General features: G+C 35.9%; 27 protein-coding genes and 1 pseudogene. 23 read left to right on the forward strand and 5 right to left on the reverse strand.

The window, feature by feature from the left end; all coding sequences use genetic code 11:
- Positions 1 to 30: 30 nt before the first annotated feature.
- The 3 genes from ACK2M2_RS05080 (at position 31) to ACK2M2_RS05090 (ending at position 4,373) form a co-directional block, all read left to right on the forward strand.
- On the forward strand, positions 31 to 2,205 hold the full coding sequence (locus tag ACK2M2_RS05080; RefSeq protein ID WP_419346387.1) for a TonB-dependent receptor domain-containing protein: 2,175 nt from the start codon (positions 31 to 33) through the stop codon (positions 2,203 to 2,205).
- Positions 2,206 to 2,236: 31 nt separating this feature from the next.
- Complete coding sequence (locus ACK2M2_RS05085; protein ID WP_419346389.1) at positions 2,237 to 3,358, forward strand: NADH:flavin oxidoreductase/NADH oxidase; 1,122 nt, start codon at positions 2,237 to 2,239, stop codon at positions 3,356 to 3,358.
- A 91-nt stretch (positions 3,359 to 3,449) separates the two neighbouring features.
- A complete protein-coding gene (locus ACK2M2_RS05090) occupies positions 3,450 to 4,373 on the forward strand; it encodes an AEC family transporter (RefSeq protein WP_419346390.1) in 924 nt (307 codons plus the stop codon).
- A gap of 101 nt (positions 4,374 to 4,474) precedes the next feature.
- Here ACK2M2_RS05090 and ACK2M2_RS05095 read toward each other — a convergent pair whose 3' ends face one another.
- Positions 4,475 to 5,263 carry a tetratricopeptide repeat protein gene (locus ACK2M2_RS05095; protein ID WP_419346392.1) on the reverse strand — a complete coding sequence of 263 codons (789 nt, stop codon included), beginning with the start codon at positions 5,261 to 5,263 and terminating at the stop codon, positions 4,475 to 4,477.
- Between the two features lie 337 nt (positions 5,264 to 5,600).
- Here ACK2M2_RS05095 and ACK2M2_RS05100 point away from each other — a divergent pair, with 337 nt between their 5' ends.
- The gene (locus ACK2M2_RS05100) at positions 5,601 to 5,846 is read left to right on the forward strand and encodes a hypothetical protein (RefSeq protein ID WP_419346393.1); all 246 of its coding nucleotides are present in this window, start codon (positions 5,601 to 5,603) and stop codon (positions 5,844 to 5,846) included.
- 51 nt (positions 5,847 to 5,897) lie between these two features.
- On the opposite strand, the gene ACK2M2_RS05105 is transcribed toward ACK2M2_RS05100, so the two are convergent.
- A complete protein-coding gene (locus tag ACK2M2_RS05105) occupies positions 5,898 to 6,218 on the reverse strand; it encodes a low molecular weight protein tyrosine phosphatase family protein (protein WP_419346464.1) in 321 nt (106 codons plus the stop codon).
- A gap of 142 nt (positions 6,219 to 6,360) precedes the next feature.
- On the opposite strand from ACK2M2_RS05105, the gene ACK2M2_RS05110 reads away from it, so the two are divergent.
- Positions 6,361 to 7,539 carry a PQQ-dependent sugar dehydrogenase gene (locus tag ACK2M2_RS05110; RefSeq protein WP_419346395.1) on the forward strand — a complete coding sequence of 393 codons (1,179 nt, stop codon included), beginning with the start codon at positions 6,361 to 6,363 and terminating at the stop codon, positions 7,537 to 7,539.
- A gap of 51 nt (positions 7,540 to 7,590) precedes the next feature.
- Here ACK2M2_RS05110 and ACK2M2_RS05115 read toward each other — a convergent pair whose 3' ends face one another.
- From ACK2M2_RS05115 to ACK2M2_RS05125, 3 genes and pseudogenes are all read right to left on the reverse strand, one after another.
- A complete protein-coding gene (locus ACK2M2_RS05115; RefSeq protein ID WP_419346465.1) occupies positions 7,591 to 9,048 on the reverse strand; it encodes an ATP-dependent nuclease in 1,458 nt (485 codons plus the stop codon).
- A gap of 311 nt (positions 9,049 to 9,359) precedes the next feature.
- A pseudogene (locus tag ACK2M2_RS05120) lies at positions 9,360 to 9,510 on the reverse strand (hypothetical protein); the annotation flags it as partial.
- Positions 9,511 to 9,566: 56 nt separating this feature from the next.
- The gene (locus ACK2M2_RS05125; protein WP_419346397.1) at positions 9,567 to 10,289 is read right to left on the reverse strand and encodes a YgfZ/GcvT domain-containing protein; all 723 of its coding nucleotides are present in this window, start codon (positions 10,287 to 10,289) and stop codon (positions 9,567 to 9,569) included.
- A gap of 236 nt (positions 10,290 to 10,525) precedes the next feature.
- Here ACK2M2_RS05125 and acnD point away from each other — a divergent pair, with 236 nt between their 5' ends.
- The 18 genes from acnD to ACK2M2_RS05215 all read left to right on the forward strand — a co-directional run bounded on the left by acnD (position 10,526) and on the right by ACK2M2_RS05215 (position 25,389).
- Positions 10,526 to 13,144, forward strand: coding sequence for a Fe/S-dependent 2-methylisocitrate dehydratase AcnD (gene acnD / locus ACK2M2_RS05130; RefSeq protein ID WP_419346398.1), 2,619 nt, complete (start codon positions 10,526 to 10,528; stop codon positions 13,142 to 13,144).
- Positions 13,145 to 13,219: 75 nt separating this feature from the next.
- Entirely contained in the window at positions 13,220 to 14,644 is a 1,425-nt protein-coding gene (locus tag ACK2M2_RS05135) for a hypothetical protein (protein WP_419346399.1), read from the forward strand.
- A 94-nt stretch (positions 14,645 to 14,738) separates the two neighbouring features.
- Entirely contained in the window at positions 14,739 to 14,969 is a 231-nt protein-coding gene (locus ACK2M2_RS05140) for an antitoxin (protein WP_419346401.1), read from the forward strand.
- The gene (gene vapC / locus ACK2M2_RS05145) at positions 14,969 to 15,388 is read left to right on the forward strand and encodes a type II toxin-antitoxin system tRNA(fMet)-specific endonuclease VapC (RefSeq protein ID WP_419346403.1); all 420 of its coding nucleotides are present in this window, start codon (positions 14,969 to 14,971) and stop codon (positions 15,386 to 15,388) included. Before ACK2M2_RS05140 ends, vapC begins: the two co-directional genes overlap by 1 nt.
- A 193-nt stretch (positions 15,389 to 15,581) precedes the next feature.
- Entirely contained in the window at positions 15,582 to 15,719 is a 138-nt protein-coding gene (locus ACK2M2_RS05150) for a hypothetical protein (protein WP_419346405.1), read from the forward strand.
- Between the two features lie 231 nt (positions 15,720 to 15,950).
- Positions 15,951 to 16,187 (forward strand): zinc ribbon-containing protein, encoded by a 237-nt coding sequence (locus ACK2M2_RS05155; protein WP_409510876.1) that lies wholly within the window; start codon positions 15,951 to 15,953, stop codon positions 16,185 to 16,187.
- Between the two features lie 110 nt (positions 16,188 to 16,297).
- Positions 16,298 to 16,876, forward strand: a complete 579-nt coding sequence (locus ACK2M2_RS05160; protein ID WP_419346467.1) for a DUF4126 domain-containing protein — start codon at positions 16,298 to 16,300, stop codon at positions 16,874 to 16,876.
- Between the two features lie 116 nt (positions 16,877 to 16,992).
- Positions 16,993 to 17,202, forward strand: coding sequence for a hypothetical protein (locus tag ACK2M2_RS05165; RefSeq protein ID WP_419346406.1), 210 nt, complete (start codon positions 16,993 to 16,995; stop codon positions 17,200 to 17,202).
- A 356-nt stretch (positions 17,203 to 17,558) separates the two neighbouring features.
- The gene (locus ACK2M2_RS05170) at positions 17,559 to 18,020 is read left to right on the forward strand and encodes a hypothetical protein (RefSeq protein WP_419346408.1); all 462 of its coding nucleotides are present in this window, start codon (positions 17,559 to 17,561) and stop codon (positions 18,018 to 18,020) included.
- 931 nt (positions 18,021 to 18,951) lie between these two features.
- Entirely contained in the window at positions 18,952 to 19,416 is a 465-nt protein-coding gene (locus ACK2M2_RS05175) for a hypothetical protein (protein WP_419346409.1), read from the forward strand.
- Between the two features lie 806 nt (positions 19,417 to 20,222).
- Complete coding sequence (locus ACK2M2_RS05180) at positions 20,223 to 21,065, forward strand: GGDEF domain-containing protein (protein WP_419346411.1); 843 nt, start codon at positions 20,223 to 20,225, stop codon at positions 21,063 to 21,065.
- A 109-nt stretch (positions 21,066 to 21,174) separates the two neighbouring features.
- A complete protein-coding gene (locus tag ACK2M2_RS05185; protein ID WP_419346412.1) occupies positions 21,175 to 21,840 on the forward strand; it encodes a pseudouridine synthase in 666 nt (221 codons plus the stop codon).
- Between the two features lie 132 nt (positions 21,841 to 21,972).
- Complete coding sequence (locus ACK2M2_RS05190; RefSeq protein WP_409510882.1) at positions 21,973 to 22,347, forward strand: ribonuclease E inhibitor RraB; 375 nt, start codon at positions 21,973 to 21,975, stop codon at positions 22,345 to 22,347.
- A gap of 154 nt (positions 22,348 to 22,501) precedes the next feature.
- A complete protein-coding gene (locus ACK2M2_RS05195) occupies positions 22,502 to 22,861 on the forward strand; it encodes a DUF488 domain-containing protein (protein WP_419346414.1) in 360 nt (119 codons plus the stop codon).
- 101 nt (positions 22,862 to 22,962) lie between these two features.
- Positions 22,963 to 23,307 (forward strand): zinc ribbon domain-containing protein YjdM, encoded by a 345-nt coding sequence (locus ACK2M2_RS05200; RefSeq protein ID WP_409510884.1) that lies wholly within the window; start codon positions 22,963 to 22,965, stop codon positions 23,305 to 23,307.
- A 119-nt stretch (positions 23,308 to 23,426) separates the two neighbouring features.
- On the forward strand, positions 23,427 to 24,098 hold the full coding sequence (locus tag ACK2M2_RS05205; protein WP_419346415.1) for a hypothetical protein: 672 nt from the start codon (positions 23,427 to 23,429) through the stop codon (positions 24,096 to 24,098).
- 213 nt (positions 24,099 to 24,311) lie between these two features.
- Positions 24,312 to 24,653 carry a YegP family protein gene (locus tag ACK2M2_RS05210; protein WP_419346417.1) on the forward strand — a complete coding sequence of 114 codons (342 nt, stop codon included), beginning with the start codon at positions 24,312 to 24,314 and terminating at the stop codon, positions 24,651 to 24,653.
- Between the two features lie 262 nt (positions 24,654 to 24,915).
- Positions 24,916 to 25,389, forward strand: coding sequence for a YybH family protein (locus tag ACK2M2_RS05215; RefSeq protein WP_419346419.1), 474 nt, complete (start codon positions 24,916 to 24,918; stop codon positions 25,387 to 25,389).
- Positions 25,390 to 25,517 lie beyond the last annotated feature (128 nt).

Here is a 25,517-nt window from a genome sequence, read left to right on the forward strand (position 1 = left end):
TTTAAAAATAAGGCCTTGGGGGCAACAGGTATGCAGAGTATTTCGAATGTTCATTTTTTTAAACCCTCAGTACTCTGCATAGCGATTTTGCTTTGCCAACAAGGGTATGCACAAACAGAAGGGAGTGTATCTGTAACAGAGGTAGATCATTCGATTGAAAATAATAAAAATACGGAAAAGTTTGAAAAGTTACCGAACATAACCATTCAAGCTATTCGTTCAGATACTGCTTGGTTAGATACACCTGCTTCGGTATATCGAATAGAACAAAAGGATCATCAAAATAATTTAGGTGTGAATTTAACAGAAACACTGAGTGGTGTACCGGGTTTACAGTTAAATAACCGTGAAAATTATGCGCAAGATTTACAACTTTCTATGCGTGGTTTTGGCGCACGTTCAACGTTTGGTGTCCGTGGTGTCCGTTTATATGTCGATGGTATTCCTGCAACTATGCCTGATGGTCAGGGGCAAACATCCAATATTGATTTAGTAAGTTTAGATCATATTGAAGTTTTGGGTGGCCCATTTTCAGCGTTATATGGGAATTCTTCGGGGGGGACGATCTTAACGACAACCAAAGAAGGACAAGGTAAAGATTCTGTTGAAGTCGGCTATGCCGGGGGTAGTCATAATAAAGGCCGTGCAGATATTATTTTGCAGGGCGGTGCAGATCATGCCAATGAGCCAAGCTATGTTGTTAGTTCATCATACTTTGATACCGATGGCTATCGTGATCATAGTGCAGCAAAAAAAGTATTAAGTAATGCCAAGTTGACTTGGAGTTTGGATGACGGTTCAAAAATCAATTGGTTATTGAATCATGTTGATATTAATGCCGATGATCCACAAGGTTTAAGCCGAGCACAGTGGAAAGCCGATCCTAAGCAAGTTAATGATGCTAAAAATCAATATGATGTACGCAAAGAGATTAATCAGACGCAAACTGGTTTAAATTGGCTTAAACCTTTGAACGATCGTCATGAAATTTATAGCATGATTTATGCAGGTCATCGTGAGGTTACGCAGTATCAATCCATTCCAAAAGCAGCGCAGAATAATGCCCGTCATGCAGGTGGTGTTATTGATTTTGAGCGTGATTTTTATGGTGTAGATTTGCGTTGGACTGGTAAAGATTTATTGCCGAATACTCGAGTGAGTGCAGGTCTTGCCTATGATGCGATGAATGAAGATCGTCAAGGCTATGAAAATTTCGATGCCAATAATAACTTTGGTGTAAAAGGAAATTTACGCCGTGATGAAAAAAATACATTGTGGAATTTAGATCCATATTTACAAGCATCTTGGAGTTTTTTACCAACATGGCGTATAGACACAGGCTTACGCTATAGCAATGTGCATTATGAGTCTGAAGATCATTACATTACGACAGGAAATGATAATGATAGTGGTAAAACAGACTATAACAAGGTATTGCCTTCGGCTGCTTTGACTTGGGAAATGACACCGCAAGTGAGTAGCTATATCAGTTATTCCAAAGGGTTTGAAACACCAACATTCACTGAAATGGCATATCCAACTGTAGGAACATCGGGCATAAATTTTGCACTCAAACCATCAAGCAGTGATAACTATGAACTCGGCGTGAAATCACAAAATCGTTTAGGTAACTTTACAGCGGCGATTTTCCAAAGCAACACAAATGATGACATTGTTTCGGCGGGTTCTGTTGATGGTCGAGCAACTTTCCAAAATGCAGATAAAACTTTACGTCAAGGCGTTGAGTTGTCATGGAATAAAAAACTTTGGCGTGAGCTAAGTACACAAGCAAGTTATAGTTATTTAGACGCAACTTTTGATGCTGATATTACAAATACAGATCCTGCAAAAATTGTACAACGTGGTAATGCAATTCCGGGTGTTGCGAAGAATCAAGCCTATCTGTCTTTAGGATGGCAACCAGAAACAGGTTTCAATGCAGGTGTTGATGTACGCTATATGGATAAAATCTATGTCGATGATTTAAATACGGATACTGCACCAAGTTATACGGTGACCAGTGCAAATATTGGATATATTTGGAAAAATAACGATTGGAAAATTCGTAGTTATGCCCGTGTCGATAATCTATTTGATGAAGACTACATTGGCTCAGTCATTGTAAATGATGGTAATGGACGCTTCTTTGAACCAGCGGATGGCATCAATTGGAGTGCAGGTTTGAGCATTACCAAGCAATTTTAAGACATACTTTAAAAATCAGGGCAGATCGTGAATGGTTAAACTCTTTGAGCCGATTAAATTTGGCACTTTGCAATTAGTTAATAAAATTGTGATTGCACCGATGTGTCAATACTCTGCGACAAATCAGGGTGAAATTACGTATTGGCACGAACAACAATGGGCAAATTATGCTTTGTCAGGCGCAGGCTTGTGCATTGTTGAAGCAACGGCAGTTCAGCCTGAGGGACGTATTAGTTTTGCTGATGTAGGTCTGTGGAATGATGCACAACGCGATCAGATGCAAGCTGTATTGCAAAAAGTAAAATCAATTTCACCTATGCCTTTTGCTGTACAACTTGCGCATGCAGGGCGAAAAGCATCTACAGATAAACCATGGTTGGGTCGGGGACAACTTCCGCCTGATCACGAGCATGGTTGGCAAACGGTTTCTGCAAGTAACATTGCATTTCAACCAAGTGATATTACGCCACATACTTTAAGTATTGCCGAGATTCAAACAGTGATTGCAGATTTTGCCAAAGCGGCAGTACGTGCAGTTGATGCAGGATTTGATCTAATTGAAATACATGCTGCACATGGGTATTTATTGCATCAGTTTATGTCACCTTTGTCTAATCTGCGTAACGATCAATATGGCGGTAGTCTTGAAAACAGAATGCGTTTAACACTCGAAGTTTTACAGGCAATTCATCAAGCTGTTCCTCAAGGTTATCCTGTTGGAGTTCGTATTTCAGCTACCGATTGGATGGATGCTGAAAGCGTAGGATCTGACAGTTGGGATCTTGTATCGAGCATTGAATTATCAAAATGTTTAGAACAAGGTGGGGCTGTGTATGTACATGTTTCCTCAGGTGGTTTGCATGTTAACCAACACATTCAAGTGGGAAAAAATTACCAAGTACCTTTTGCACATGCCATTAAACAACAGGTGAATATTCCTGTAATTGCGGTAGGAATGATTACAGAACCAGAGCAGGCTGAAGAGGTTTTGCAACAGGATAAAGCCGATGCGATTGGCTTGGCACGCGCGATGCTATACGACCCACGTTGGCCTTGGCATGCAGCAGCAACTTTAGGTGCAGAAATAGCAATTGCACCACAGTATTTACGTTGTCAACCTCATGGAGTAAAACAGTTATTCAATGCATTTTAAATGTGTAATTTTACTTTATTGTGAGATTTTTTAACCAAATCATTCTAGAATGACAGCTTATTTCATAATTTAAATTCAGGATGTAAGAAAGATGATTTTTGCTGTGGTGATTCCTATATTTTTACTGCTCTTTTTAGGTTATCTCACTGTAAAAATAAATCTACTGAATAAAGTACAAATAGATTCAGTGGGTGCATTTGTCATTAAAGTCGCATTACCTGCATTATTGTTACATGCTTTAGCTTCAAAAGATTTAAAAGAGATTTGGTTACCTTCGTACTTTCTCGTGTATGCAGGCATGACTTTTTTATTATTCTGCTTAACATTTTGGGTTGCAAAGAAAGTTTTCAAAAATACCAATCAGGCACATACTGCGATTTTTTCGATGGGTGCTTGTATGTCAAATACAGGGCTGATTGGAACCGCAGTGTTGAGCCTATTAATGGGACACCAAGCCACTACTTATATCTCATTGGTCGTAATTATTGAAAGTGTATTGCTGATTCCTGCTGTTTTAATTCTTGCCGAAATGGGGTTGCAAAAGCAGTCCGATTTATGGTCTGTTATAAAAAGTACCGCACGTACTTTATTGACTAATCCATTGTTTATTGCAGTGATTTTAGGAATCGGTTGTGCAACCTTAAAGATTCCATTACCTAAATATTTAGATCAAGTACTTGGTATGTTAGGACAAGCAGCATCACCTTTGGCATTGTTTGCGATTGGTGGTAGTTTGGCTGGGTTAGGAATTCGCTCTATTAATGTACAAAGCATTTGGTTAGTCTTTTCTAATAATATGCTGATGCCATTAGGTGTGTATTTAGGATTATCTGCTGTGGGTGTGAGTCAGGAAATGCTGTATGCAGGTACGTTAATTGCTGCAATGCCAATGCCCACATTATTTGGCATATTGGGACAGGGTTACGGCTTAAGAGAAGAAGTGTTAACCCCATTGATGCTCAGTACAGTGGTGGGTTTTATGGTGGTTAGTAGTCTAATTGCGTTGTGGTGGTAGTTTATTAAATCTAATATTCAAGAGTCATAAATAAGTATCATAAAAATGGCTCATTATCATGTTTGATACTGAGCCAAATAAATCAGTCATTTTCAAGATTTTTATTTTTTCGGTGCAGGCTGTTTGGCTTGCTCGGCAAGCAGTTTATTGACGACATCTAAAGATTCTTTCGCTTTTGGAATATTATCTTTTGCCAAAGCAGTATAGATCTTTTTCGCTTCAGGTAAGTTCTGTTCAATAATATTGCCATTAGTCATCATATTTGCCACAGCCATGAGCGCAGGCACATAGCCTTTTGTCGCAAGGTCACGAATGGCATTCAAGCCTTGTTTTACCAAAGTTTCATTTTTGGTTTTATAACCTTGAGTGATGTCATATAGCGCTTTGGTATGAATGGCCTGTGAATTGCCTTTTTTAATGAGCGGATCAATTCTTTGTAGTGCTTCTTTGTCTTTACCTTCTGCAAAAGCCATGACTGCAAGTTCAAGTGTTGCATCATCAAAACCTTGTGAAGATGCTTTTTCTAAGTAGGTCTTAGATTTTTTCGCATCTTTGGTAAGCCCTAATTCACCTGTAGCATAGCTTTGAGCCAAAACATAACTTGCGACTGAATAGCCTTTATCTGATGATTCTTGATAAAGTTTGAGTGCTTTACCATTATTCTTTGCTGTGCCTTGACCCATTTGGATCATATATGCCTGATTGTACATGGCTTGGGCATTGCCTGCTTTTGCCATAACATCTAGTTCGGTATAAGCCGCCGTGTAATTTTTTGCTTGTAAATACTGTTGAACTTTGGCAAAGGCAGGATCAAGTCCACTTTGATCAGGTGCTGCAAATGCAGAAATTGAAGTGAGTGCAAGAAGTGATGCGATCAGAATTTTTTTCATCGTTGTAATAACCTTATTGTGACTGCGACATAATTCCATTTATGTAGTGGAACACATGTTTTAGATAGATTTTAATCATAATTTGAAATTTATGAATGTAAACATCTCAATTGTATTTGTTGATGCATTTATGTGATTTAGTTATTGAAAATACGTAAACTTATGAATATTACAATGAAACTGAACAACCTAAAATTATGAATTTCTTTCTTAATTTATATTCATTTTGAATATACAAATAAACAGTATTTTTAGACTGATTAAATTTTTCGATAAGGCTTTGCAGATGAGTTGGAATTTGTTTAAATCGCAGACTAAATGAAATTTGAGAAGATGTATGTTTATTAAAGGCATTAAGCGTAATTATTTAAGAGTGCTTGAAGATGAAAGTATTGCCGATGAAGACAAAATTGATGCTTTGCTGATGAGACTTGGTGGTGAGTTTTTAGTCAGTAAAGAAGACCGTGTTTATATTTTTCAAAAGGGTGAAGTCACTGCAAAGTTTGATGCCAAACATGCCCGTGCATACCAATTTAAAGACTATTTATGCAAAGACATGAATAAGTTATTTCATGGATTTTGATGGGAACATTTTTAAATATTCTGATTGAATATTTTGCTTAAAAATATAGATTTAATCGATATAGCTTTGCATAGATTGTTTGAGTATTTCGATTAAATCTTCATCCATATACTGATAATCATCAGGAATATCTAAAACAATAATTTTCTTATGTAATAGCTCTTTAGGAAATTTTTCTTTAATCCATACTTTATGTTTTTGTTCCATGACACAGATATAATTTGCCCAAGCAATGTCTTTAACGGTTAAGCAATGTTTTGCATGACGACTCGTTCCTGCAGAACGAGTATGAATACCATAACCCACTGCAAAAATACGCTCTGCTGTTGGACTTCGCCATTGATTACGGCTACAAATAAAAAGATAGTTAATGAGGATTTCTCACAATTTATTGTTTGTGGATGATTGTTTTTAAATATATTCTTTAAAATATATTTCAGCCAAAAGTATTTCATTTATATCACATCAAAAAGCTATTTTTTGTAAGATAAGATGAGTCGGGACGGATTTAAAAATGATAAAAATACTGTCGATTTTATGCATAGGTTTAATTTGCTCAACAGCAAGTTTAGCAGAGCAACCTAAGCTTATTCCGCATCCAATAAAATTAAAAAATGGAAAGTATTTTTCTTTAAATCTTCCAATAAACTACGACATCATTCCTGCGGCAGAAGGCTTAAAACGAGTACGTTTTTTTGCTAAAGCACCCGATGGTAGAATGTTCGTCACAGATATGTACGATTTGTCTGATAATAAAAAAGGCACTGTTTACATTTTAGATGATTGGAATGCTACAACAGGAAAATTTGGTAAAGTTATTTCCTATATGACAGGTTTAAAAAATCCTAATTCTGTGCAGTTTTATACAGATACCAATGGACAGGACTGGTTATATATTGCAGAAACGCATCAACTCACCCGAAGAAAATTTAACAAAGGTGAAATAAAACCAACAAGTACGGCGGAGATACTAGCGACTTTTCCTGATTATGGACTTAGTTATAAATATGGCGGTTGGCATCTGACACGAACCATCGCAGTCGGTGGTAATGGTAAAATTTATGTTTCAGTTGGATCTAGTTGCAATGCTTGTGTAGAGAAAGAAAAAGTTCGGGCAAGCGTTTTAGAAATGAACCCTGATGGTTCAGAACAAAAGATATATGCTTCGGGTTTACGCAATGCTGTGGGCTTGAAATGGGTCGGTAAATTTTTATTTGCCACCAATCAAGGGGCAGACCATTTAGGGAAAAATAAACCTGATGAAACCTTTTATGCGCTGAAACGTGATGCGGATTATGGTTGGCCGTCATGTTATTCGTCGAATGGTAAAATTTTTGCAGACCCAAAATTCAAACGTGCCTCAGGCTGTAAAAATATACCATCGCCTTATGCTTATTTTCCATCACATTCGTCAGCACTTGGTTTTGATTATTTTGATGATCCGAATACAGATGACACAATCAAAAATGCTTTTTTAGTCGCTTTGCATGGTTCAACTGATGAATCGATCGGGCATGGATATAAAATTGCCATTATGCGCAAAGGGCAAAAACTTGAAACATTTATGGATGGATTTTTAGTGGGTAAAACAGTGAATGGGCGACCAGCAGATATTTTTCGGATTGATGCAAATTCCTTTTACTTTTCAGATGATCGGGCAGGGGTTATTTATTATGTGAGGCGGAAAGAATAGTTATAAAAAAGCCAAAGCTTTTTAAACTTTGGCTGATTAATGAGAATAGATTTAAGAATTACACTTTTCAATATGTTGAAAAATATGCTCACAGAGTTGTTTCGCTTTTGGTGTTAGTTGCCAATCAGGATTTTCATCAAAATCCTTAATGATTTCACGGCAGAATTTTAATTTATCCTTAATTGTTCCTACGCCTAAACCATCGGAAAAAGCTGTTTTATTAGAGGTTGATTTTGGTTTTTTAATTGCTTGGTCAAGGAGTTTCCCGATACCAAACTCACTGTGATCAAAGTAGTTTTCATCAGTAATATTATCAATTAATAATATGTCATAACTTTTTTTAGTATCCTTGTTTATTCTCGCGAATTTAACTTTAGCTACATTAATAATTGAATCTTTGGGTAAGGTATTTTCTGTTTCTTTACATTTAAGAATGTAATAATTTTCTTTTTTTAGTTCTTTCTGTAATGCTTTGACACGTTCGGGTCTAGTTTGAATATCATCATCAGCAATAAGTAGCATTTCACTTGCTACGGCTTTTGCGCTGAGTCCTTTATCATCGAGATGATCTGTATAATCATCACTAAATGACCAATGAGTTAAGTTGCTTCCTGCATACTCCACAAATGTATAGTGATAATTTGGCATAAAACGACGATATTTTTTATAAAGCTCAGGATCAGAGTCCTTTAATTCAGCTAAATATTTTTCCATATATTTAGTGATATATAAGCGGTCTATAATACCTTCAACCCAAATTGTACAATTGGCTAAATAAACAGAAGAAGGCTTTACACCCAATGAAGCGAGTAGGTCGCGATCTCGGTCACAGCGATAAATTTTAAAATCAAATTCCTTTGAATTTTCTTTAGGCTCTTTTACAAATTTTTGTATGATAACTTGATCTGATTCATCAGCCATATCTAAAAGATGGTTGGAATGTGTAGTAAAGAAATAATAGTGATTGGTTTCATTTAGATAGAAGTTCATGAGTTGACGAACCATACCTGCGTGCATGTGAAGTTCAGGTTCTTCTATAAAAAAAGCATAAGTTTGCTTATTCCCATATTCATCATACTTTTTAATATATGTTTCATAGGTCAGAATGATTGCTTGTTGTAGTCCATCTCCAAGCTCATAAATAGGGCGCTGTTTATCTTCACCTATTTTGATATTCACTACATCTTGGTCATGTTTAGGGATAAGCGTAACAGTTTCATTATCAAAGAAATATTGGCTTAATTTTTCTTCATATTTTTTAATAATTTCACGTTGTTCGGGTTCGCCAAGTAAATGAATTTTGAGTTCATGATATAGGCATTTACCTGTAATGATATTTTTTGAATCAAATTTTTGGCTATTAGAGAAGTAATCTTTTTGTGCTCTTTCTATATATGGTTGCTTATTTACTGTTTCTGTAACAGGGCGCATACCTCTTAAAATAGGAATATATAGATTTTTATTTTCAGGGAGTTTTTTAAAATTAACTAATTCAGAAATTTCGGTAATAGCATCCTTAAATAGTAGATCTCGATTTGGCTTCTTTTTATAAATTATAAGTTCATCGTGCAGTTCTTTTAGAGCAGTGATGTACTTGTTTTTATCATATTTACTTAAATTTAGCTTTTGTAATATTGTTCTTATAATGGCTTCGTCTTTATTTGGAGTTGTCGACGTTAGATCACCTAGAGTATATGAAGAAAAATTGTCCCTACTTTGGATTGTCCGAACAGCACCTGATAATTTAGAGATTAAATTATCTTCTATATTGGTTTTAAATAATGTCAAAGAATAATCAGAAATTTATTTTTCATTTAAAACAAGATTTCTCAAAAAACGACTCTTCCCAGCATTATTTTTACCAATAAAAAAATTCAGTCGTTTTATTTCTATAATTTGGTCATAATCTTGTTCATTATCAGAACTATAACCATCTAAATTTTCTGCCCAATAGTATAATTTTCCAGTCATAAAAAAGCCCCTAAACTTAGAGGCTAATGTATCACAACATTTTAAAATTTATAGAGTTATTGCGGTCTAGCCACCTCACCACTCAAATACTTAGGCAAGTCTAAAACAGTGACTTCTAACTCTGCCAAAGCATCAGGACGAGCCACCACAAGGGCAATAAAACCATCCTCAAAAGCAGCACTATTCACCACTTGAATACCTTTGTGAAGTTGGTCACCCAAAGCAGGCACATCACCTGAACCCTGAATCACATGCAACCATGCTTTAGGCTTCGCTTTAAACCATAAACGTGCAATAACTTCCTGACCCAAATAACAACCTTTGTCATATTGAATCCCTTCACGTTGATGCAAACGAAGCTCTTGAGGTTGAAACAAACCTTGCGTGATTTGAGTGATAAAAGCTTGCCCATTTTGAATGGCTGATACTTCCCAAGCAGTAATATCGGTCGTTTCTGCTGAAAAATTAGTCGTATCATCAACGAGTGTTGGAAAAACTGAACCCATGAGTTCTAGTTTCATTTTAGCGAAAGCACCATACTTTTTAATGTGTTTAGAAAACTCATCTGCTTGGTCGGCAGTTGTGACAATTTCGAAGTGTTCAGGATTGACCTTTTTTAGCCACAAACCGAAGTGGATACGACCTTTCAGATCACAAATAGCGGTATAACGCGTGACATTTTCAGCCAATGCTTCTGTATTTAAAGTGACCTGTCCTTGTAGAAATTTTTGTGCATCCACACCAATTAAAGTGAATGAAGAGAAAGCCAATTCGCTCATGAAATACTCACTTATCTAAAATCTAATACTAAAGAATGAATTCTATTTTCCGCTATTTTTCAGAAAAAAGCACATTTAGTGTAAATATTCCAATCAAGTTGTTACCAAATATTTCCAAACCCCCTGTTTTTATATCTAACTATATGAAAAATAAACGATTTGGGAAATGGCTTTTCGACAGTGTAGTATTCAGCCATTAGACATGCTGTACATAATGATGCAAGAGGCACAAAGTAATGAATAACAACTACCGTAAATCTCTGACAGATACCCAGCTCGAATACTTCGATGTGCGTCAAGCCGTAGAAGACATCCAGCAAGGCGCATACGCAAAACTTCCATACACATCAAAAGTATTGGCTGAACAATTGGTTCGTAAATGCGACCCAGCCATTCTTGAACAATCTTTAAAAGAACTGATTAACCGTAAACAAGACCATGATTTCCCTTGGTATCCTGCACGTGTAGTGTGTCATGACATTCTTGGTCAAACTGCACTTGTTGACCTTGCAGGCTTGCGTGATGCAATTGCAGAACAGGGCGGTGACCCGTCTAAAGTCAATCCAGTTGTGCCAACACAGCTTATTGTTGACCATTCTCTCGCTGTAGAGTTTGGTGGTTTTGACCCAGATGCTTTCGAGAAAAACCGTGCGATTGAAGACCGCCGTAATGAAGACCGTTTTCACTTCATTGAGTGGACTAAAACAGCTTTTGAAAATGTCGATGTAATCCCTGCGGGCAACGGCATCATGCACCAAATCAACTTGGAGAAAATGTCTCCAGTAATTCAAAATCGTGATGGTTTAGCATTCCCAGATACTTGTGTAGGTACAGACTCGCACACTCCACATACAGATGCACTTGGCGTGATCTCAATTGGTGTAGGTGGACTCGAAGCTGAAAATGTAATGCTCGGTCGTGCATCATGGATGCGTCTTCCAGACATCATCGGTGTAGAATTTGTGGGTCAGCGTCAGTCAGGCATTACGGCAACAGATATCGTTTTAGCATTAACTGAATTTCTACGCAAAGAACGTGTAGTTGGTGCATACCTCGAATTCTTCGGTGAAGGTGCAGACAGCATGTCAGTGGGTGATCGTGCAACGATTTCCAACATGACCCCTGAATATGGCGCAACAGCGGCTATGTTCTACATCGACCAAAACACTATTGATTATTTAACGCTAACAGGTCGTGAAGCGGATCAAGTTAAACTTGTTGAAAGCTATGCCAAAGAAATTGGTCTTTGGGCATCTGATATGACACAAGCGGAATATCCACGTGTATTACGTTTTGATTTATCGCAAGTAACTCGTAACATTGCAGGGCCGTCAAACCCACATGCGCGAGTGTCTACGGCTGACTTAAAAGCCAAAGGTATTGCAGGCAATTTAGAAGCGGCTCAAGCAGAAGAAGCAGCAGGCTTAATTCCTGATGGTGCGGTAATCATCGCAGCAATTACCTCGTGTACCAATACTTCAAACCCTCGTAATACAGTGGCAGCAGGCTTGCTTGCACGTAAAGCCAATGAACTTGGTTTAGTGCGTAAACCTTGGGTGAAATCATCATTTGCACCGGGTTCTAAAGCAGCTGCTTTGTACCTTGAAGAAGCAGGCGTACTAACAGATTTAGAAAAACTTGGTTTTGGTATCGTGGCGTATGCATGTACCACTTGTAATGGTATGTCAGGCGCATTAGACCCTGTAATTCAAAAAGAAATTATCGATCGTGATGTGTACGCAACTGCAGTACTTTCAGGGAACCGTAACTTCGATGGTCGTATCCATCCTTATGCAAAACAAGCATTCTTAGCTTCGCCTCCGCTTGTTGTAGCGTATGCGATTGCAGGAACAATTCGATTTGACATCGAAACGGATTCATTGGGCAATGATAAAGATGGTAATCCAATTTATTTAAAAGACATTTGGCCATCAGATGAAGAAATCGATGCACTTGTAAAAGTTGCGGTTAAGCCTGAACAATTTAAGAAAATTTACATTCCAATGTTTGATTTGGGCGTGAATGCTAAATCTGAAAGTCCGTTGTATAACTGGCGTCCGCAAAGTACTTATATCCGCCGTCCGCCGTATTGGGAAGGTGCTTTGGCAGCGCCACGTACTTTGGCAAACATGCGTCCACTTGCAATCTTGGGTGACAATATCACCACGGATCATTTGTCTCCATCAAATGCGATTGTGTTAGACAGTGCTTCAGGTGAATATTTGAAGAAAATGGGCGTACCTGAGGAAGATTTTAACTCTTACGCAACGCACCGTGGCGACCATTTGACTACGCAACGTGCAACATTTGCTAACCCTAAACTGTTCAATGAAATGGTGGTTCGTGCTGATGGTACGATCAAGCAGGGGTCGAAAGCACGAGTTGAACCTGAGGGCGAAGTAATGCGTATGTGGGAAGCGATTGAAACTTATATGAATCGTAAGCAACCGCTGATTATCATCGCAGGTAAAGACTATGGTCAGGGTTCAAGCCGTGACTGGGCTGCTAAAGGTGTTCGTCTTGCAGGTGTTGAAGTGATTGTTGCGGAAGGTTTTGAGCGTATTCACCGTACCAACCTTGTCGGTATGGGTGTGTTACCGCTTGAGTTTAAAGCAGGCGTTGACCGTAAGACGTTAAAGCTTGATGGTACTGAGTTGTATAGCGTGATTGGAAATATTGCACCTCGTTCTGACTTAACTTTGGTGATTGAGCGTGCGACTGAAGATGGTAAGAGTGAAATTGTTGAAGTCGCTGTAACTTGCCGTTTAGATACGGAAGAAGAAGTGCATGTGTATGAAGCGGGTGGTGTGTTGCAACGCTTTGCACAGGATTTCTTGGAAGGGAATGTGGCTTGAGACTTTAAGCTGATATAATTGATTTTGTTGTAAAAAGACCCTACATTTATGTAGGGTTTTTATTTTGAGAATAACATGACAATTAGTTTTGCTGATTCATATAATATTGATGGTAAGGCTTACGAGACCGAAGGAGCACTTGATCCAATCTTGGGTATAGATACAAGGTTATTTATAGATCCTTTATTAGTGAAGAACACAAAAATTCCAGAGTTTAAAAATGCTTCAGATAAAATTGAAACATATTTCGAAAGTATTTTGAGGTTATTAAAAGCTAGTAATGTAGAAAATGATTTATTTTGGAACAAAGCATTAAAAATCTTTAAATCTAGTGAAATTAATGGGCTTTCAATTGGCTACGGAAAGGATAATGAAGGTGGTGGCGGGATTGGAAAGATAAAGAAAATAGAGATATTCAGAAATTTAAAAAAAATATTAGAAGCTGGTACAGATGATCCATCAATTTTCGAATTAATAGGCGGTTTTCAGGATGGTATTGGTCCAGATCTTATTAGTGATTTAATCTCAAATATTTTGATTGAGAATTTAATAGCTTATACACAGCGAATATGCTCAACGTTTGAAATAAAATTAGTCCCATTGTCCTTTTCAAGAAATCACTCTACAGCTGATCTACCCGAAAATATATTAAATGGTAAGCCCGTAATTCTTGTGCCAAAAGAGTTTTTGAGAGACTTACCTATTGCTGATAGCTTTATGGATATTGATTGGATCTGTAAGCATAATGAGCAACTCCGAAACTACTTAAATTCTGTAATAGAAGGGTCTTTTAAAAAAATAACTATTAAAGAGCAAAAGGGGCATATTCGTAAGGCAATTTTGGATGACCCCGAGTTTTTAAAAGAAATTTTACGGGCTTATAAATCTGCGCCACTTGAATATTATGATTTCTTAGATGATCCAACTGGAGAAACGATTTGGTATCAGGCAACAAAAGCTTTTGCTCAAGAATATCCATTACAATTAAAGTTGGCTAATAATCCTTCACTTGATGATGTGTATTTATTAGTTGAAAAAATTTGTGAGCATTTCAAGGTACTGGTTGAAGACAATCAATTGTGTAATTTACTTTATGACAAGGATGGGAAAAGAAAGCATGAATCTGCTGCACAACTTTTATTTTTTGGTATAGCAGATAGTTATTGTAAAGCAAATAAAATTGATCTAAGTCCTGAGTCTGATGCAGGTAGGGGACCTGTGGACTTTAAATTTAGTAGTGGATCTGATAGCAAGGTACTTGTTGAAGTGAAGTTAACTTCTAATAGTAAATTGGAAAAAGGATATTTATCACAACTACCTATTTATTTAAAAGCAGAGAAATCTTTAAGAGGTATTTATTTAGTAATTCATAATATGAATATATCTGATAAAAGATGGGAAAGATTTATCAAACTTACGAATGAGTGTGGTATTAAAAATTTAAAAATGGTTGATGTTAACGCTATTCCTAAAGATTCTGCTAGTGTTGCAGATGAATAGTGAAGATAGTTTAGAATTAAATTTATAAGGCTGGTTGAAAAACACTCAAAAAATACCTATCATAAGATATATACCAAAACTATTGGAGTAGCCCATGACTACAGCAAAAGTTTTTATGACAGGTCGTAGCCAAGCCATTCGTTTACCGAAAGAATTTCGCTTTGAAGGAAAAGAAGTCGAAATCTTTCGCCGTGGTGACGAGGTCATATTGCGTGAAAAACCTGTGACAGCAGACTATTTGTTTAAAGTATTGGCACAGATGCCTGAAGACTTCTATGTAGAAGAAAGAGTGGATGAACCACCACAAGAACGAGAAGAATTCTAATGTCGACACAATACTTATTGGATACAAATATTTGTATCTATATCACTAAGCATCAACCTGAAATTGTCCGTCAGCATTTTGAAAAGCATTTGCCAGACCGTAGCATTTTAATGTCAGTGATTACTTTAGGCGAGTTACGTTTTGGTGCTGAAAAAAGTCAAAACAAAGAAAAGGCTTTAAAAGTCATAGATGAATTAAGCGCAATCATTCCTGTTGTTGAACTGGATGAAACAGTTGCTGAACATTATGCACAAATACGAAAAGACTTAACTTTAAAAGGTCAGATTATAGGTAACAATGATTTATGGCTTGCAGCACATGCGAGAGCAAATGATTGGGTCATGGTGACCAATAATGAAAAAGAATTTTTACGAGTCAATCAATTAAAAATAGAAAATTGGGTAACAAAAGCGATTTAGAGATTTAATGAGAGTTGGTCTATATTTGTTTGCACATAAGAACTTTCAATAAAATATAAGCTAAGAAACTCATGCCAAAAAAATCCCCTGAACAAAAAGCCGAAGAAAAACATCGCTATATTGTAGCAAGTGGTGCAGCCAATACAGCAAACTTGAACCATTCCTAACAGAGCCGAATCAAGCGATTCGAGTCATGGTAGCAATGAACCCTGATGCAGATGCTGAAATACTTGACCGCTTTGCAAACGACAAATTTTGGGGGAGTACGCATAGAAGTGGTGGGTCATCCGAATGTCAGCGAAGAAACATTACGCAGATTATTCGAAGCTAAGGTTAGCAAAAAGGAGTCATCCATCACGCAGCACATGCAAAGCTACTCGAACGAGGCATTGAGTTTGGTGAAGATAGAATGCTACTTGATATGAGAAAATAAAAGAAAGACTTAAATAGAAATTTCGATTCATTTCTTAAACATTAACGAAGAAAACATAGCAAACTCTAAAACCACATCACAAAATCTAGATAAATTCCCAAAAATTAGAGTTTTATATTTCTTGCAAAAATGACACCATTTTTATTTAAAATAACCAATAGACAAACCTCAAAAATTGATTATACTTTATTCACCATTTCTAAAAACCTATGGAGAACAAAAATGGTTACTGCTGGCGAACAACCCGGAACAGGCTTCTATTTTTGTGTCCAATGCGGACATCGCGCTTACTTAGAAATTGGTACAGACCGTTTACCCCCGTGTACCAAATGCCTTGGCAATCAATTCAACAATAAGAATGCCTAAGCAGCACAAATAAAACAGTTACTCACTGTTTAAAAAAAAGCCCTATTACTCAATAGGGCTTTTTGCTACCTTATTTAATAATTTATAAAAATAAAGGTAGATGCACAATGATTGAAACAATACTCAGCCTATGCATAGGCATTGGATTAAGTGCAGCCTGTGGCTTTCGTGTCTTTGTTCCATTACTGGTGATGAGCGTTGCATCACTGACTGGATTATTTGAACCCATGAAAGGTTTTGAATGGTTGGCAATGCCGTCAGTTTGTATCGGGCTTACAGTGGCGACCGTTTGTGAAATTGGGGCTTATTACATTCCGTGGGTAGATAACGCTTTAGACAGCATTTCTACACCTGCGGCGATGATTGCAGGTACACTGACCACGATGGCAGTGAGTACAGGAGAAATGTCACCCTTTGCAAGTTGGGCAGCTGCAATTATTGTTGGAGGTGGAACAGCATCAGCAGTACAACTCAGTACCGTTGCAGTCCGTGGCTTATCTACAGCAACGACAGGAGGGATTGCTAATCCATTGGTTTCTACAACTGAATGGATCAGTGCATTGCTGATCTCTGTCTTATCCTTTTTTGTTCCTGTATTCGTGGTCATTGCTGGGATTATTCTGATGATTATTGGAATCCGCTGGATTCGTCGTAAAAAACAAGAAAATTTAAATCATTCAGCAGTATAAAGAAAATAATTGCTCATTTAGTTTGATTTTTATCCAAGATCAGTTTAGTTTTATAAAGACATACTTTTTGTATGGGATTATTTTAAATTGAACTTTAAAGTATTGGGGAGAGTGCTATGATCAAATTTATTATCAATGAAAATCCCTCAGCCAATGGGGTCTATCAAATACATAATGCAACAAAGGGTTGTGAACACTTGCCTAATTCGAGCCAACAAATTCTGATTGGGTATTTCGCAAATATTGAGCTTGCTTTGAAAAGAGCCAAAATGAATTGGTCGAAAGAAAAAATTCAGCCCTGTACAGCTTGTTGTACAGAGCAATGATATTGGTTTTTTAGCATCATCAATTTAATTTTAAATGTTGTTAAACTCAGCTTTTAGGCTGAGTTTTTATATTTCTAAATATGTTTATATCAAAAATGATGAAATAAAAAGTATATATTGAGGAACATAAAATTTTTAAAATTTCTATGTGCTTCAATATAAAAAGATTTATAAAAAAAGTATGATTGATATTTCACCTAATACTAAAGGCGTATAAAAAATACGTGTATATTTGTGAATTTAAACACTAAAAATTGATTAAATTTTAATAAAGTCACGTATTAGGCTGTTTTTAAACAATAAGATAAGTGTTATTAATAAACAACAATACTTAAAACACATGGATTAGTGAAAGCATGAAAAATTTTGAAGTTGAAATTACTTTATCTGAAGGAAATGGGGCGGAGCAAACGGAAAGCTTTGAATCACAAGATATAAATTTAATATTACGTAAGTTTTTTAATATCAATTGGCGTCGTCAATTATTGAAACAATTACAACAGATGGAAAGCGAAAGTACTTTTAGCATAATGAACGTTGAGACTGAACAATATATAAGTATAACGTTAAACGCACATAGTACTCAGACTGAACCACAGTTTCATATTGACAGTAATATTGAGTTTAGCGTGGTGAGTAAGGAGTTATTAGGGTTGCTCAAACGAACCAAAAATTATACGGTAATTTATAAAAATTTAAATCAAAGCCAAGTTGTTGAACAACTTTCAGTTTTTTTAGATGGGCATGTTGATTCAATGATTGAGCATTACAAACAATTACTTCATAAAAAGTCACTGCAAGAATATCGCATCGCTTAATTTGAAAACAGTACAAGATACTCAGCTTAAATGAGGAGTATCCTGTACTGGGTTTATTCAATTTGAATAAATCATTTGAGTAGTGATTTGGAAAAAAAGCAGTGCTTTTTAACTTTAAAATGATAAAAAAAGCAGTAAAAATATTTTTTTTGGGAAATTATTTTTATTTTATAGTAAACAATGAAAAATATTCCTAAAAATATTGGAAATGAGTAAATCTTCGGAAATTAATTCCGTATAGCTTTAACTATTATAGCTTTCAAGGGTGTGATGGGATCGAAAAGAGTAGCATGCTGTGAGCGGCGCAAAACGCGAGTGCAGTACAAACCCACAAGGTCTCGATTCGGCTTAGGACGCTATAGATCAAAAGTTTATAGGCTAGAAGGTCATTTCTTACCAAGAGTGATAGTTGAAGTAAAACATCAGATTTTCCCTCACCCCTTAAAAATTTTGCTTCATCAGTAATTCTGCGTCATCTTCATCAAAAATTCCAAATATCATTTCACTTCAAACTTGAAGCACATTTTATAGATCGCTCTCGTCTTATTTTTGCTGCTCAGCATGTAAAATAGCATTCAATTTTGTCATGTATTTATAGCAATACATTCTTCATGCATTTGTAAATAAAAACACTTTAAGTTAATTAAAATAAATTCAAAGTATTTGAGTCGGTTTTAACTGTTTTAATGAAAACATGTATATGAGTCTATGTTTTTGATTTGAAGAATGAAAAGTATCGCAAAAAATATTTTTGTTCCGTAAAAATGGATTAAGCATAGGCAGATCATGATTTCTTAGACTAAATGTGATAACACTCTTGGAAAGTCTGTATATTCAACGATTAAGAATAGATAATCATCGAAAATCCCGTAGGCAAAAGGGAAAATACTCCTGCTAGTATCTCATTGCTAGGGTATAGGAATAAATAATAATGAAAAACTTTGAAGTAGAAATACATTTTCCGGGTCGAAAAAATGTATTAGATTCTGAAGTATCTCCTGACAATACAACCCAGGAAGTATTGGCAAAATTTGACTCACTCAATTGGCGTGGTTTACGTATTTTACAGTTGCAAATGGACGGTTCAAATTCTACATTTTTTGTGAGAAACCAAGAAACTGGAGAATATTTAAACATTACACTTAATGCATTTTCAGTCGGTGATGCGCTTGAGTTTCGCTTAGAGAGCAATATTCCAATGATGGTTCCATTTAAAGATTTATTTGGTCTAATTACACGTCAATCTAAATCTGTACTTGGTTATAAAAGTATTGGTTTTGAACAATTGACTCACTACTTAACTGCGTTTGTCTGTGGTGAGCGTGATCAGATGAGAGAATATTATATGCAGTTACTTCAAGATAAAGCAGCGCAAGGTCGTATGGTCGCCGCTTAAATAGGTTGATCGAACAGGGATTGAAGTCTTGGGGAGCTTGCCTTGTTCGATCGAAATTTGCTTCAGGCGCAAGAACACTTCGGTGTTCTTTTTTTTATAAAATTTAAAAGTATCAAATGTACATTTGGTAGAATATTCGTATGATAAATTTCTGAATAAATATAGTTTATATGTAGTAAAACTTCTTTATTTAAATTAATTCAGGAAAAAATACTTTAAAGATGTCTAATTGCAGAAAATAATCCTAAATCAGTTTGAAATCAACTGGTCTTAGGGAAATAATTCCGACGCCTTTTGGCTACTATAGATTTCAAGGGTGTGATGGGATCGAAAAGAGTAGCATGCTGTGAGTTACGTATAACGTGAGTGCAGTACATACCCAAAAGGTCTCGATTCGGCTTAGGACGCTATAGATCACAAGTTTATAGGCTAAAGCTAGTCGCTTACAAAGCGATCGTTGTTGAAGTAAATTAAATTTTCCCAAATGCCCCAAGAATTTTTTATCTGTCTTATCTGTAGATTGTATGGCTTATTTTAACATTCACAATATAAAATGACCCAAACCAACCATTACAATAATCTTTATATCCAGTATCAATTTTTCCTTAGTTGTTTTGTACTATGTTTCATATTTATTGACATATTTTACGGTTTGCCTTAAGACTATTTTTTCATGAGCTTTAGTATTTAAAAGCGTATATTCAACCCATCATTGAATTTATCTAATCATGACAGTTAATCTTAAAAATTGTGAAAATTCAGTGATTCAGGTTATCCTAGAAGCGGTCTAAGCCGAACGGTATTACATGAAAATTTTAGATTATTTACTAACGACTCATGTCTATTTTCGTCGTATTTTTATTCTTATTAGCTTACTGTTGATAGGATGGCTCGACCTTGCAACAGGGTTTGAATATTCTATTACGGTATTTTATTTAATCCCCGTTTCTATTGCCGCTTGGTATGAGCCAACACGCATTGCATTGAGCGCAGTGATCTTGTCAGGTTTAATTTGGTTATATAGCGATTTTCATACAGGGCATATTTATAGTAGTCCAATCATTCCCTATTGGAATGCAGGCGTACGGGTAATTTCATTTGCGATTGTGGCATTTTTACTGATTCGAGTAAAAACAGTGCTTGCCAAAATGACGTGTATGGCAATGAAAGATTCATTAACGGGCTTAAATAACTTCCGTTCATTTGAGATTCAGTATGAAATTGCCTATCGTCAACGTAGTAAAGAACAGCAGTCAGCCATTTGTGTCATTGATCTTGATGGTTTTAAGCAAGTCAATGATCGACTTGGGCATAGTCAGGGTGATGAGGTGCTTATTCGCTTTGCTCGCGTATTACAAAAATCAGTGTCTTCTGCAGATATTGTAGCGCGTATGGGCGGAGATGAGTTTGTAGTATTATTGAATGATACTAATCAGCAAGCGGTTGATACTTATGAAGGGCATCTTCGTCAATTATTTTCTAGAACGGAAATGAAGCGAGATTTTGGTGTCGATTTTAGTATGGGGATTAGCCTGTTTTATGAGTTACCTCATAAACCTGATGACGCAAAACATCATGCTGATGGCTTAATGTATCAGTCTAAAGATCTAGGTAAGGCGACAACAACCGTAAAATCAGTTGAAGTATAAAAAATCAGAATGTTTTAACACCCAAATACAAAATAATGGCACTACAAAGAGTAGCGAATATGATCAGGACTATTTAAAATCTGATTTGAAATATTTTGAACCCGCCCTTATGCCTTTGAACACCCATTTTGTTTATGCTCCGCCACAGAAAGCCCTTGTTATTTTGTATGAAGATGATGATTTGGTGATTATTGATAAACCTGCGGGGCTGTTGTCTGTACCAGGGCGTTTGCCTGAGCATCATGACAGTGCTTACTTACGAGTAGTTGAGCAATTTCCTTTAGCTAAAATTACCCATCGTTTAGATATGGCGACTTCAGGTATTTTAATGTTTGCGAAACACCGTGATGCGGAAGTTGCGGTGAGCAAAATGTTTCAGGCAAGAACCGTCAAGAAAAATTATGTTGCTTTGGTTCAGGGTAAACTCGAAAAACAGGGTCAAGTCGATGTTCCACTCATTACTGATTGGGAAAATCGTCCACGTCAAATGGTGCATTATGAACTCGGGAAGTCCGCACAGACGTTATATGAACGTGTTGAATATTATGAAAATCAGGATATTAGCAGAGTGTTGTTGACTCCAATTACAGGACGTTCACATCAACTTCGTGTTCACATGATGCATATTGGGCATCCAATTACAGGTGATGAAATTTATCATCCTGAGCCGATAAAAAGTCCTTTAGGGCGTATGGCTTTACATGCGTGTTTACTTGAATTTAAGCAACCGTTGAGTGGCATTGACTTAAAAATTCAGGGAAGTGTTCCGTTTTAATAATATCCTTTGTTGCAAAATTGAAAGTGAACGCTAATTTATCGCCTGAAGTGAGATTTAATCTGCAAAATGCAATAATTTTGCGCTAATCTAGAATCAATAATCACCGTCTTTCTGTAAAAGGATAATCTCATGACCCGCAATTACGAACTCTACCCAGATGATGACAATGGCAACGTACTGTGGCAAATGCATACAGATGGTGATGACCTGACTGAACCACATGAAATTGAATATTCAATTGCATTTAAAAGTGAGGAACAAGCGGATCAGTGTGCGTTATATTTGCTAAAAGAAGAACAAAAAATCAGTTTGTTTGAAGATACCGAAGGCGAAAGTTCAGAGTGGATTATCACGATTTACGTCTATATGGAACCTGAGCATTCAGATATTGTCGATTTAGAAGAATGGTTTACCAAAATTGCAGAACAGCATGGTGGTGAATACGATGGCTGGGGTTGCATGGCGTACGTTTACGATGATGAAGACGAAGAAGATGAAGCCTAAACATATTTAAGCCAATCGTCTTAAATGAAAATTAAAAAGAGATGTTCAACATCTCTTTTTTTATGGGCTTTTATTGGTTTAAAGCCCGCTGTAATATAAATTTTACATGTAAATGGATAAGCTTAATTCGACAGGTAAAGTCGAGGAACAATACATGAACATTAAACAAAAAAGAATTTATGATGAAATATTAGTAACTGATGGCAAAAGAATTTTGTTAGATCGACTTTGGCCTAGAGGAATTAAAAAAGAAGTAGCTCAGATCGATTTATGGCCAAAAGGATTAAGCCCATCTAATGAATTACGAAAATGGTATCATGAAGCGCCAGAACAGCGTTGGGATGTATTTCAGCAGCGTTATTTGGAGGAGTTGGCAGAGCAAAGTCAGGATCTTGATGAATTGTGGAATTTTATGACGAGAGAGAAAACAGTAACTTTTCTGACAGCATCTAAAAATACCATGCAAAATCATTTAACAGTGATAGTGAATTTATTCAAGCAAAGAGAAAACTGAGCGGTATTTTTATTGCCTTACAATAAATATGTGATTTAAATTTTTGAAAATTATAAAAATGTTATAATTAGTTTTTGCCTTTTTAATTTTTGAGGTGGCTTATGTCTTTGCCTAATTGTCCAAAATGTCAGTCTGAATATACCTATGAAGATGCAGGTGTACTGATTTGCCCCGAATGTACTTATGAATGGAAAGAAGGTGAGGTACTTGCAGGTGATGAGATCAGCATCATTAAAGATGCATTTGGTAATGTCCTTGCAGATGGTGATGCAGTCACTGTGGTTAAAGATTTGAAATTGAAAGGTTCATCATCAGTTGTTCGCCAAGGAACGAAAGTCAAAAATATTCGTTTAGTTCCTGATGCAACAGATGGTCATGATCTTGATTGTAAAGTTGATGGGATTGGAAGCATTAAACTGAAATCAGAATATGTTAAAAAAGCTTAATTGCTAAAGATGATAATTCATTAAGATGTCAGAAATAAGGTAACAAATTTCAACTGGATTTGTTGCCCTAAAATGCTTACAAATAATTGAAAATAAAATTGAATCACAGAAGAATAAAAATGTCTGAATATTTATCAAAATCAGCACACCCAAGTGTAAAGCAGCAGTCGGCAATTCATTCGAAACGGCTTTTACAACTCTTTTTCCAACCAAAGCGTTATTTTCAAGATTTACCCCATCTAGATCGGAGCAAAGTTTATTTGCTTGCCTATTTACTTGGTATCTTTGTGGTTATGGACCGTATTGATACTCAAATGATTAAAGCTGAATTAAATTCTAGCTCTAATATCCTTGATTTTACTGTAAATAATTGGATCAATTATTGGGGATTTGTATTAACGGTTGGTTTGTTCGGTGGTTTTATTGCATGGCATTTATATGGATGGTGGTATGAATTTCGCTTAAAAAGAAGTGGGGTATCATCCCCCGATCTTACCTTGGCAAAACAGGTGAATGTCTTACAGTGGATGAGTGCAGTTGTTCCGATTATTGCTGTTACCATTATTCAAACTTTACTGTATCAAAACTATAACGAGGCATATTATGCAGATGAAATCTGGAGTGTAATTATTGTTCTGGTTACTTTAATTTACTCTTGCTTGGTGAGTTTTATTGCAGCTAAAACTGTATTTCAAGTCAATCGTTGGGGCATTTTTTGGTTTTTGATTTTACCTTTATTGTTTTATTCAACAGTGATTTTTGCAGTTGCCGTGATGTTTATAGCAGAGTGAAGATTTTTTAATTATTAATATAATAAATATCAATAAGATGTTTATTTTTTCAGATATTAGCAAAGTCCTTCATTTAAAGTTGTAATTGAGTTGTTAAAAGCAGTTGTGAAAATACAGTAAAGTCATTTATATTTTAGTGCACGCGCATATTTTTATGCAGATAAAGCACGATTTCGAAACAATAAATGTAAAAATAACTAGAGGAAAATCAATATGTCAGGATGGTATGAAATTAGTCAGGCAAAAGATGATCAATATCGTTTTGTATTAAAAGCAGGTAATGGCGAAGTGATTTTGACGAGCGAACTTTATAAAGCCAAAGCTTCTGCACAAAATGGGATCGAGTCAGTTCAAAAAAATAGTCCTGAAGATGGGCGTTATGAGCGACTTGAAGCTAAAAATGGTAAACCATACTTTAATTTAAAAGCAGCAAACCATCAGATTATTGGTACAAGTCAGTTCTATTCGAGTGAAGCTGCACGTGATAATGGCATTGAGTCAGTCAAGAAAAATGGTTCATCTGATAAAATTAAAGATCTGACGATAGAGACTTGATACTCAAGACTTAAATTAAAGATCAAGCCAAGTTTTATCGGATTTATTACAAAAGAGCATGTAAATACATGCTCTTTTCATTTTGTTATAATTTAGTAGATTGTTATTGGATTGTTTAGAATTTCAGTATGGAGTGTTCATTTTTTTAAACGCAATTTAAAAATTTCAAAAAATAACAAAAAAAAATCAAATCAATTAACAAAATATCATTAAAAGTGTTAAATTCATCACGTTAATAAAAATAATGTTGAGGAATTCCTCTATGAATATAGGTCATATTGAAATTGTAGGTAATCATATTATTGCAGAAGAAGTTCTACAAGTCATTCAGGCTTGGGATCAGGCATTATTGGGTCAACACGTTGATGATTTAATGCAACAGTGCGCTACCGATATCAGTATGTTTGATGTCAGCTCTCAGCTTGATGGTGTAAGACAATACAAAAAAGAATGGGAAAAATTTAGTCCTTATTTTAATGAAGAAATGAAAATCTCTCGCCGTGAAGTTCGTTTGTATGCAGCAGATGATTTGGTGGTAATGCATTGCCATTCTAAAGTTGAAAATCCAATTTTGAAAGGCAAATTAGATATGCCTTGGTGTCGTACAACGCTATGTTTACAGAAGAAAGATGATGCTTGGCTTGTTGTACATCAACATATTTCGATGCCTGTTGATCTGCTAACAGGTCAAGCGATTGTACTTAAAAATAAGCCCAAACTCAGATTAGTGGTTTAAATTATTTTAAGATAGAAAATTTGATCAGGAAATAATGTTATTAAACTGACCTATTTCTTTGATAAATCCTGTTTGAAGACAGGATTTTTTTTATTTTTAGAGAAGAAATATTTTAGTCATATGATTCA

Origin of the sequence: Acinetobacter sp. TY1 (assembly GCF_048551395.1) — a bacterium.
Classification (GTDB): domain Bacteria; phylum Pseudomonadota; class Gammaproteobacteria; order Pseudomonadales; family Moraxellaceae; genus Acinetobacter.

Coding starts and splice junctions, on each gene's coding strand:
- ACK2M2_RS05080 (WP_419346387.1), top strand. CDS start 31: ATGCAGAGTATTTCGAATGTTCATTTTTTTAAACCCTCAGTACTCTGC.
- ACK2M2_RS05085 (WP_419346389.1), top strand. CDS start 2,237: ATGGTTAAACTCTTTGAGCCGATTAAATTTGGCACTTTGCAATTAGTT.
- ACK2M2_RS05090 (WP_419346390.1), top strand. CDS start 3,450: ATGATTTTTGCTGTGGTGATTCCTATATTTTTACTGCTCTTTTTAGGT.
- ACK2M2_RS05095 (WP_419346392.1), bottom strand. CDS start 5,263: ATGAAAAAAATTCTGATCGCATCACTTCTTGCACTCACTTCAATTTCT.
- ACK2M2_RS05100 (WP_419346393.1), top strand. CDS start 5,601: ATGTTTATTAAAGGCATTAAGCGTAATTATTTAAGAGTGCTTGAAGAT.
- ACK2M2_RS05110 (WP_419346395.1), top strand. CDS start 6,361: ATGATAAAAATACTGTCGATTTTATGCATAGGTTTAATTTGCTCAACA.
- ACK2M2_RS05125 (WP_419346397.1), bottom strand. CDS start 10,289: ATGAGCGAATTGGCTTTCTCTTCATTCACTTTAATTGGTGTGGATGCA.
- acnD (WP_419346398.1), top strand. CDS start 10,526: ATGAATAACAACTACCGTAAATCTCTGACAGATACCCAGCTCGAATAC.
- ACK2M2_RS05135 (WP_419346399.1), top strand. CDS start 13,220: ATGACAATTAGTTTTGCTGATTCATATAATATTGATGGTAAGGCTTAC.
- ACK2M2_RS05140 (WP_419346401.1), top strand. CDS start 14,739: ATGACTACAGCAAAAGTTTTTATGACAGGTCGTAGCCAAGCCATTCGT.
- vapC (WP_419346403.1), top strand. CDS start 14,969: ATGTCGACACAATACTTATTGGATACAAATATTTGTATCTATATCACT.
- ACK2M2_RS05150 (WP_419346405.1), top strand. CDS start 15,582: ATGGTAGCAATGAACCCTGATGCAGATGCTGAAATACTTGACCGCTTT.
- ACK2M2_RS05155 (WP_409510876.1), top strand. CDS start 15,951: ATGACACCATTTTTATTTAAAATAACCAATAGACAAACCTCAAAAATT.
- ACK2M2_RS05165 (WP_419346406.1), top strand. CDS start 16,993: ATGATCAAATTTATTATCAATGAAAATCCCTCAGCCAATGGGGTCTAT.
- ACK2M2_RS05170 (WP_419346408.1), top strand. CDS start 17,559: ATGAAAAATTTTGAAGTTGAAATTACTTTATCTGAAGGAAATGGGGCG.
- ACK2M2_RS05175 (WP_419346409.1), top strand. CDS start 18,952: ATGAAAAACTTTGAAGTAGAAATACATTTTCCGGGTCGAAAAAATGTA.
- ACK2M2_RS05180 (WP_419346411.1), top strand. CDS start 20,223: ATGAAAATTTTAGATTATTTACTAACGACTCATGTCTATTTTCGTCGT.
- ACK2M2_RS05185 (WP_419346412.1), top strand. CDS start 21,175: ATGCCTTTGAACACCCATTTTGTTTATGCTCCGCCACAGAAAGCCCTT.
- ACK2M2_RS05190 (WP_409510882.1), top strand. CDS start 21,973: ATGACCCGCAATTACGAACTCTACCCAGATGATGACAATGGCAACGTA.
- ACK2M2_RS05195 (WP_419346414.1), top strand. CDS start 22,502: ATGAACATTAAACAAAAAAGAATTTATGATGAAATATTAGTAACTGAT.
- ACK2M2_RS05200 (WP_409510884.1), top strand. CDS start 22,963: ATGTCTTTGCCTAATTGTCCAAAATGTCAGTCTGAATATACCTATGAA.
- ACK2M2_RS05205 (WP_419346415.1), top strand. CDS start 23,427: ATGTCTGAATATTTATCAAAATCAGCACACCCAAGTGTAAAGCAGCAG.
- ACK2M2_RS05210 (WP_419346417.1), top strand. CDS start 24,312: ATGTCAGGATGGTATGAAATTAGTCAGGCAAAAGATGATCAATATCGT.
- ACK2M2_RS05215 (WP_419346419.1), top strand. CDS start 24,916: ATGAATATAGGTCATATTGAAATTGTAGGTAATCATATTATTGCAGAA.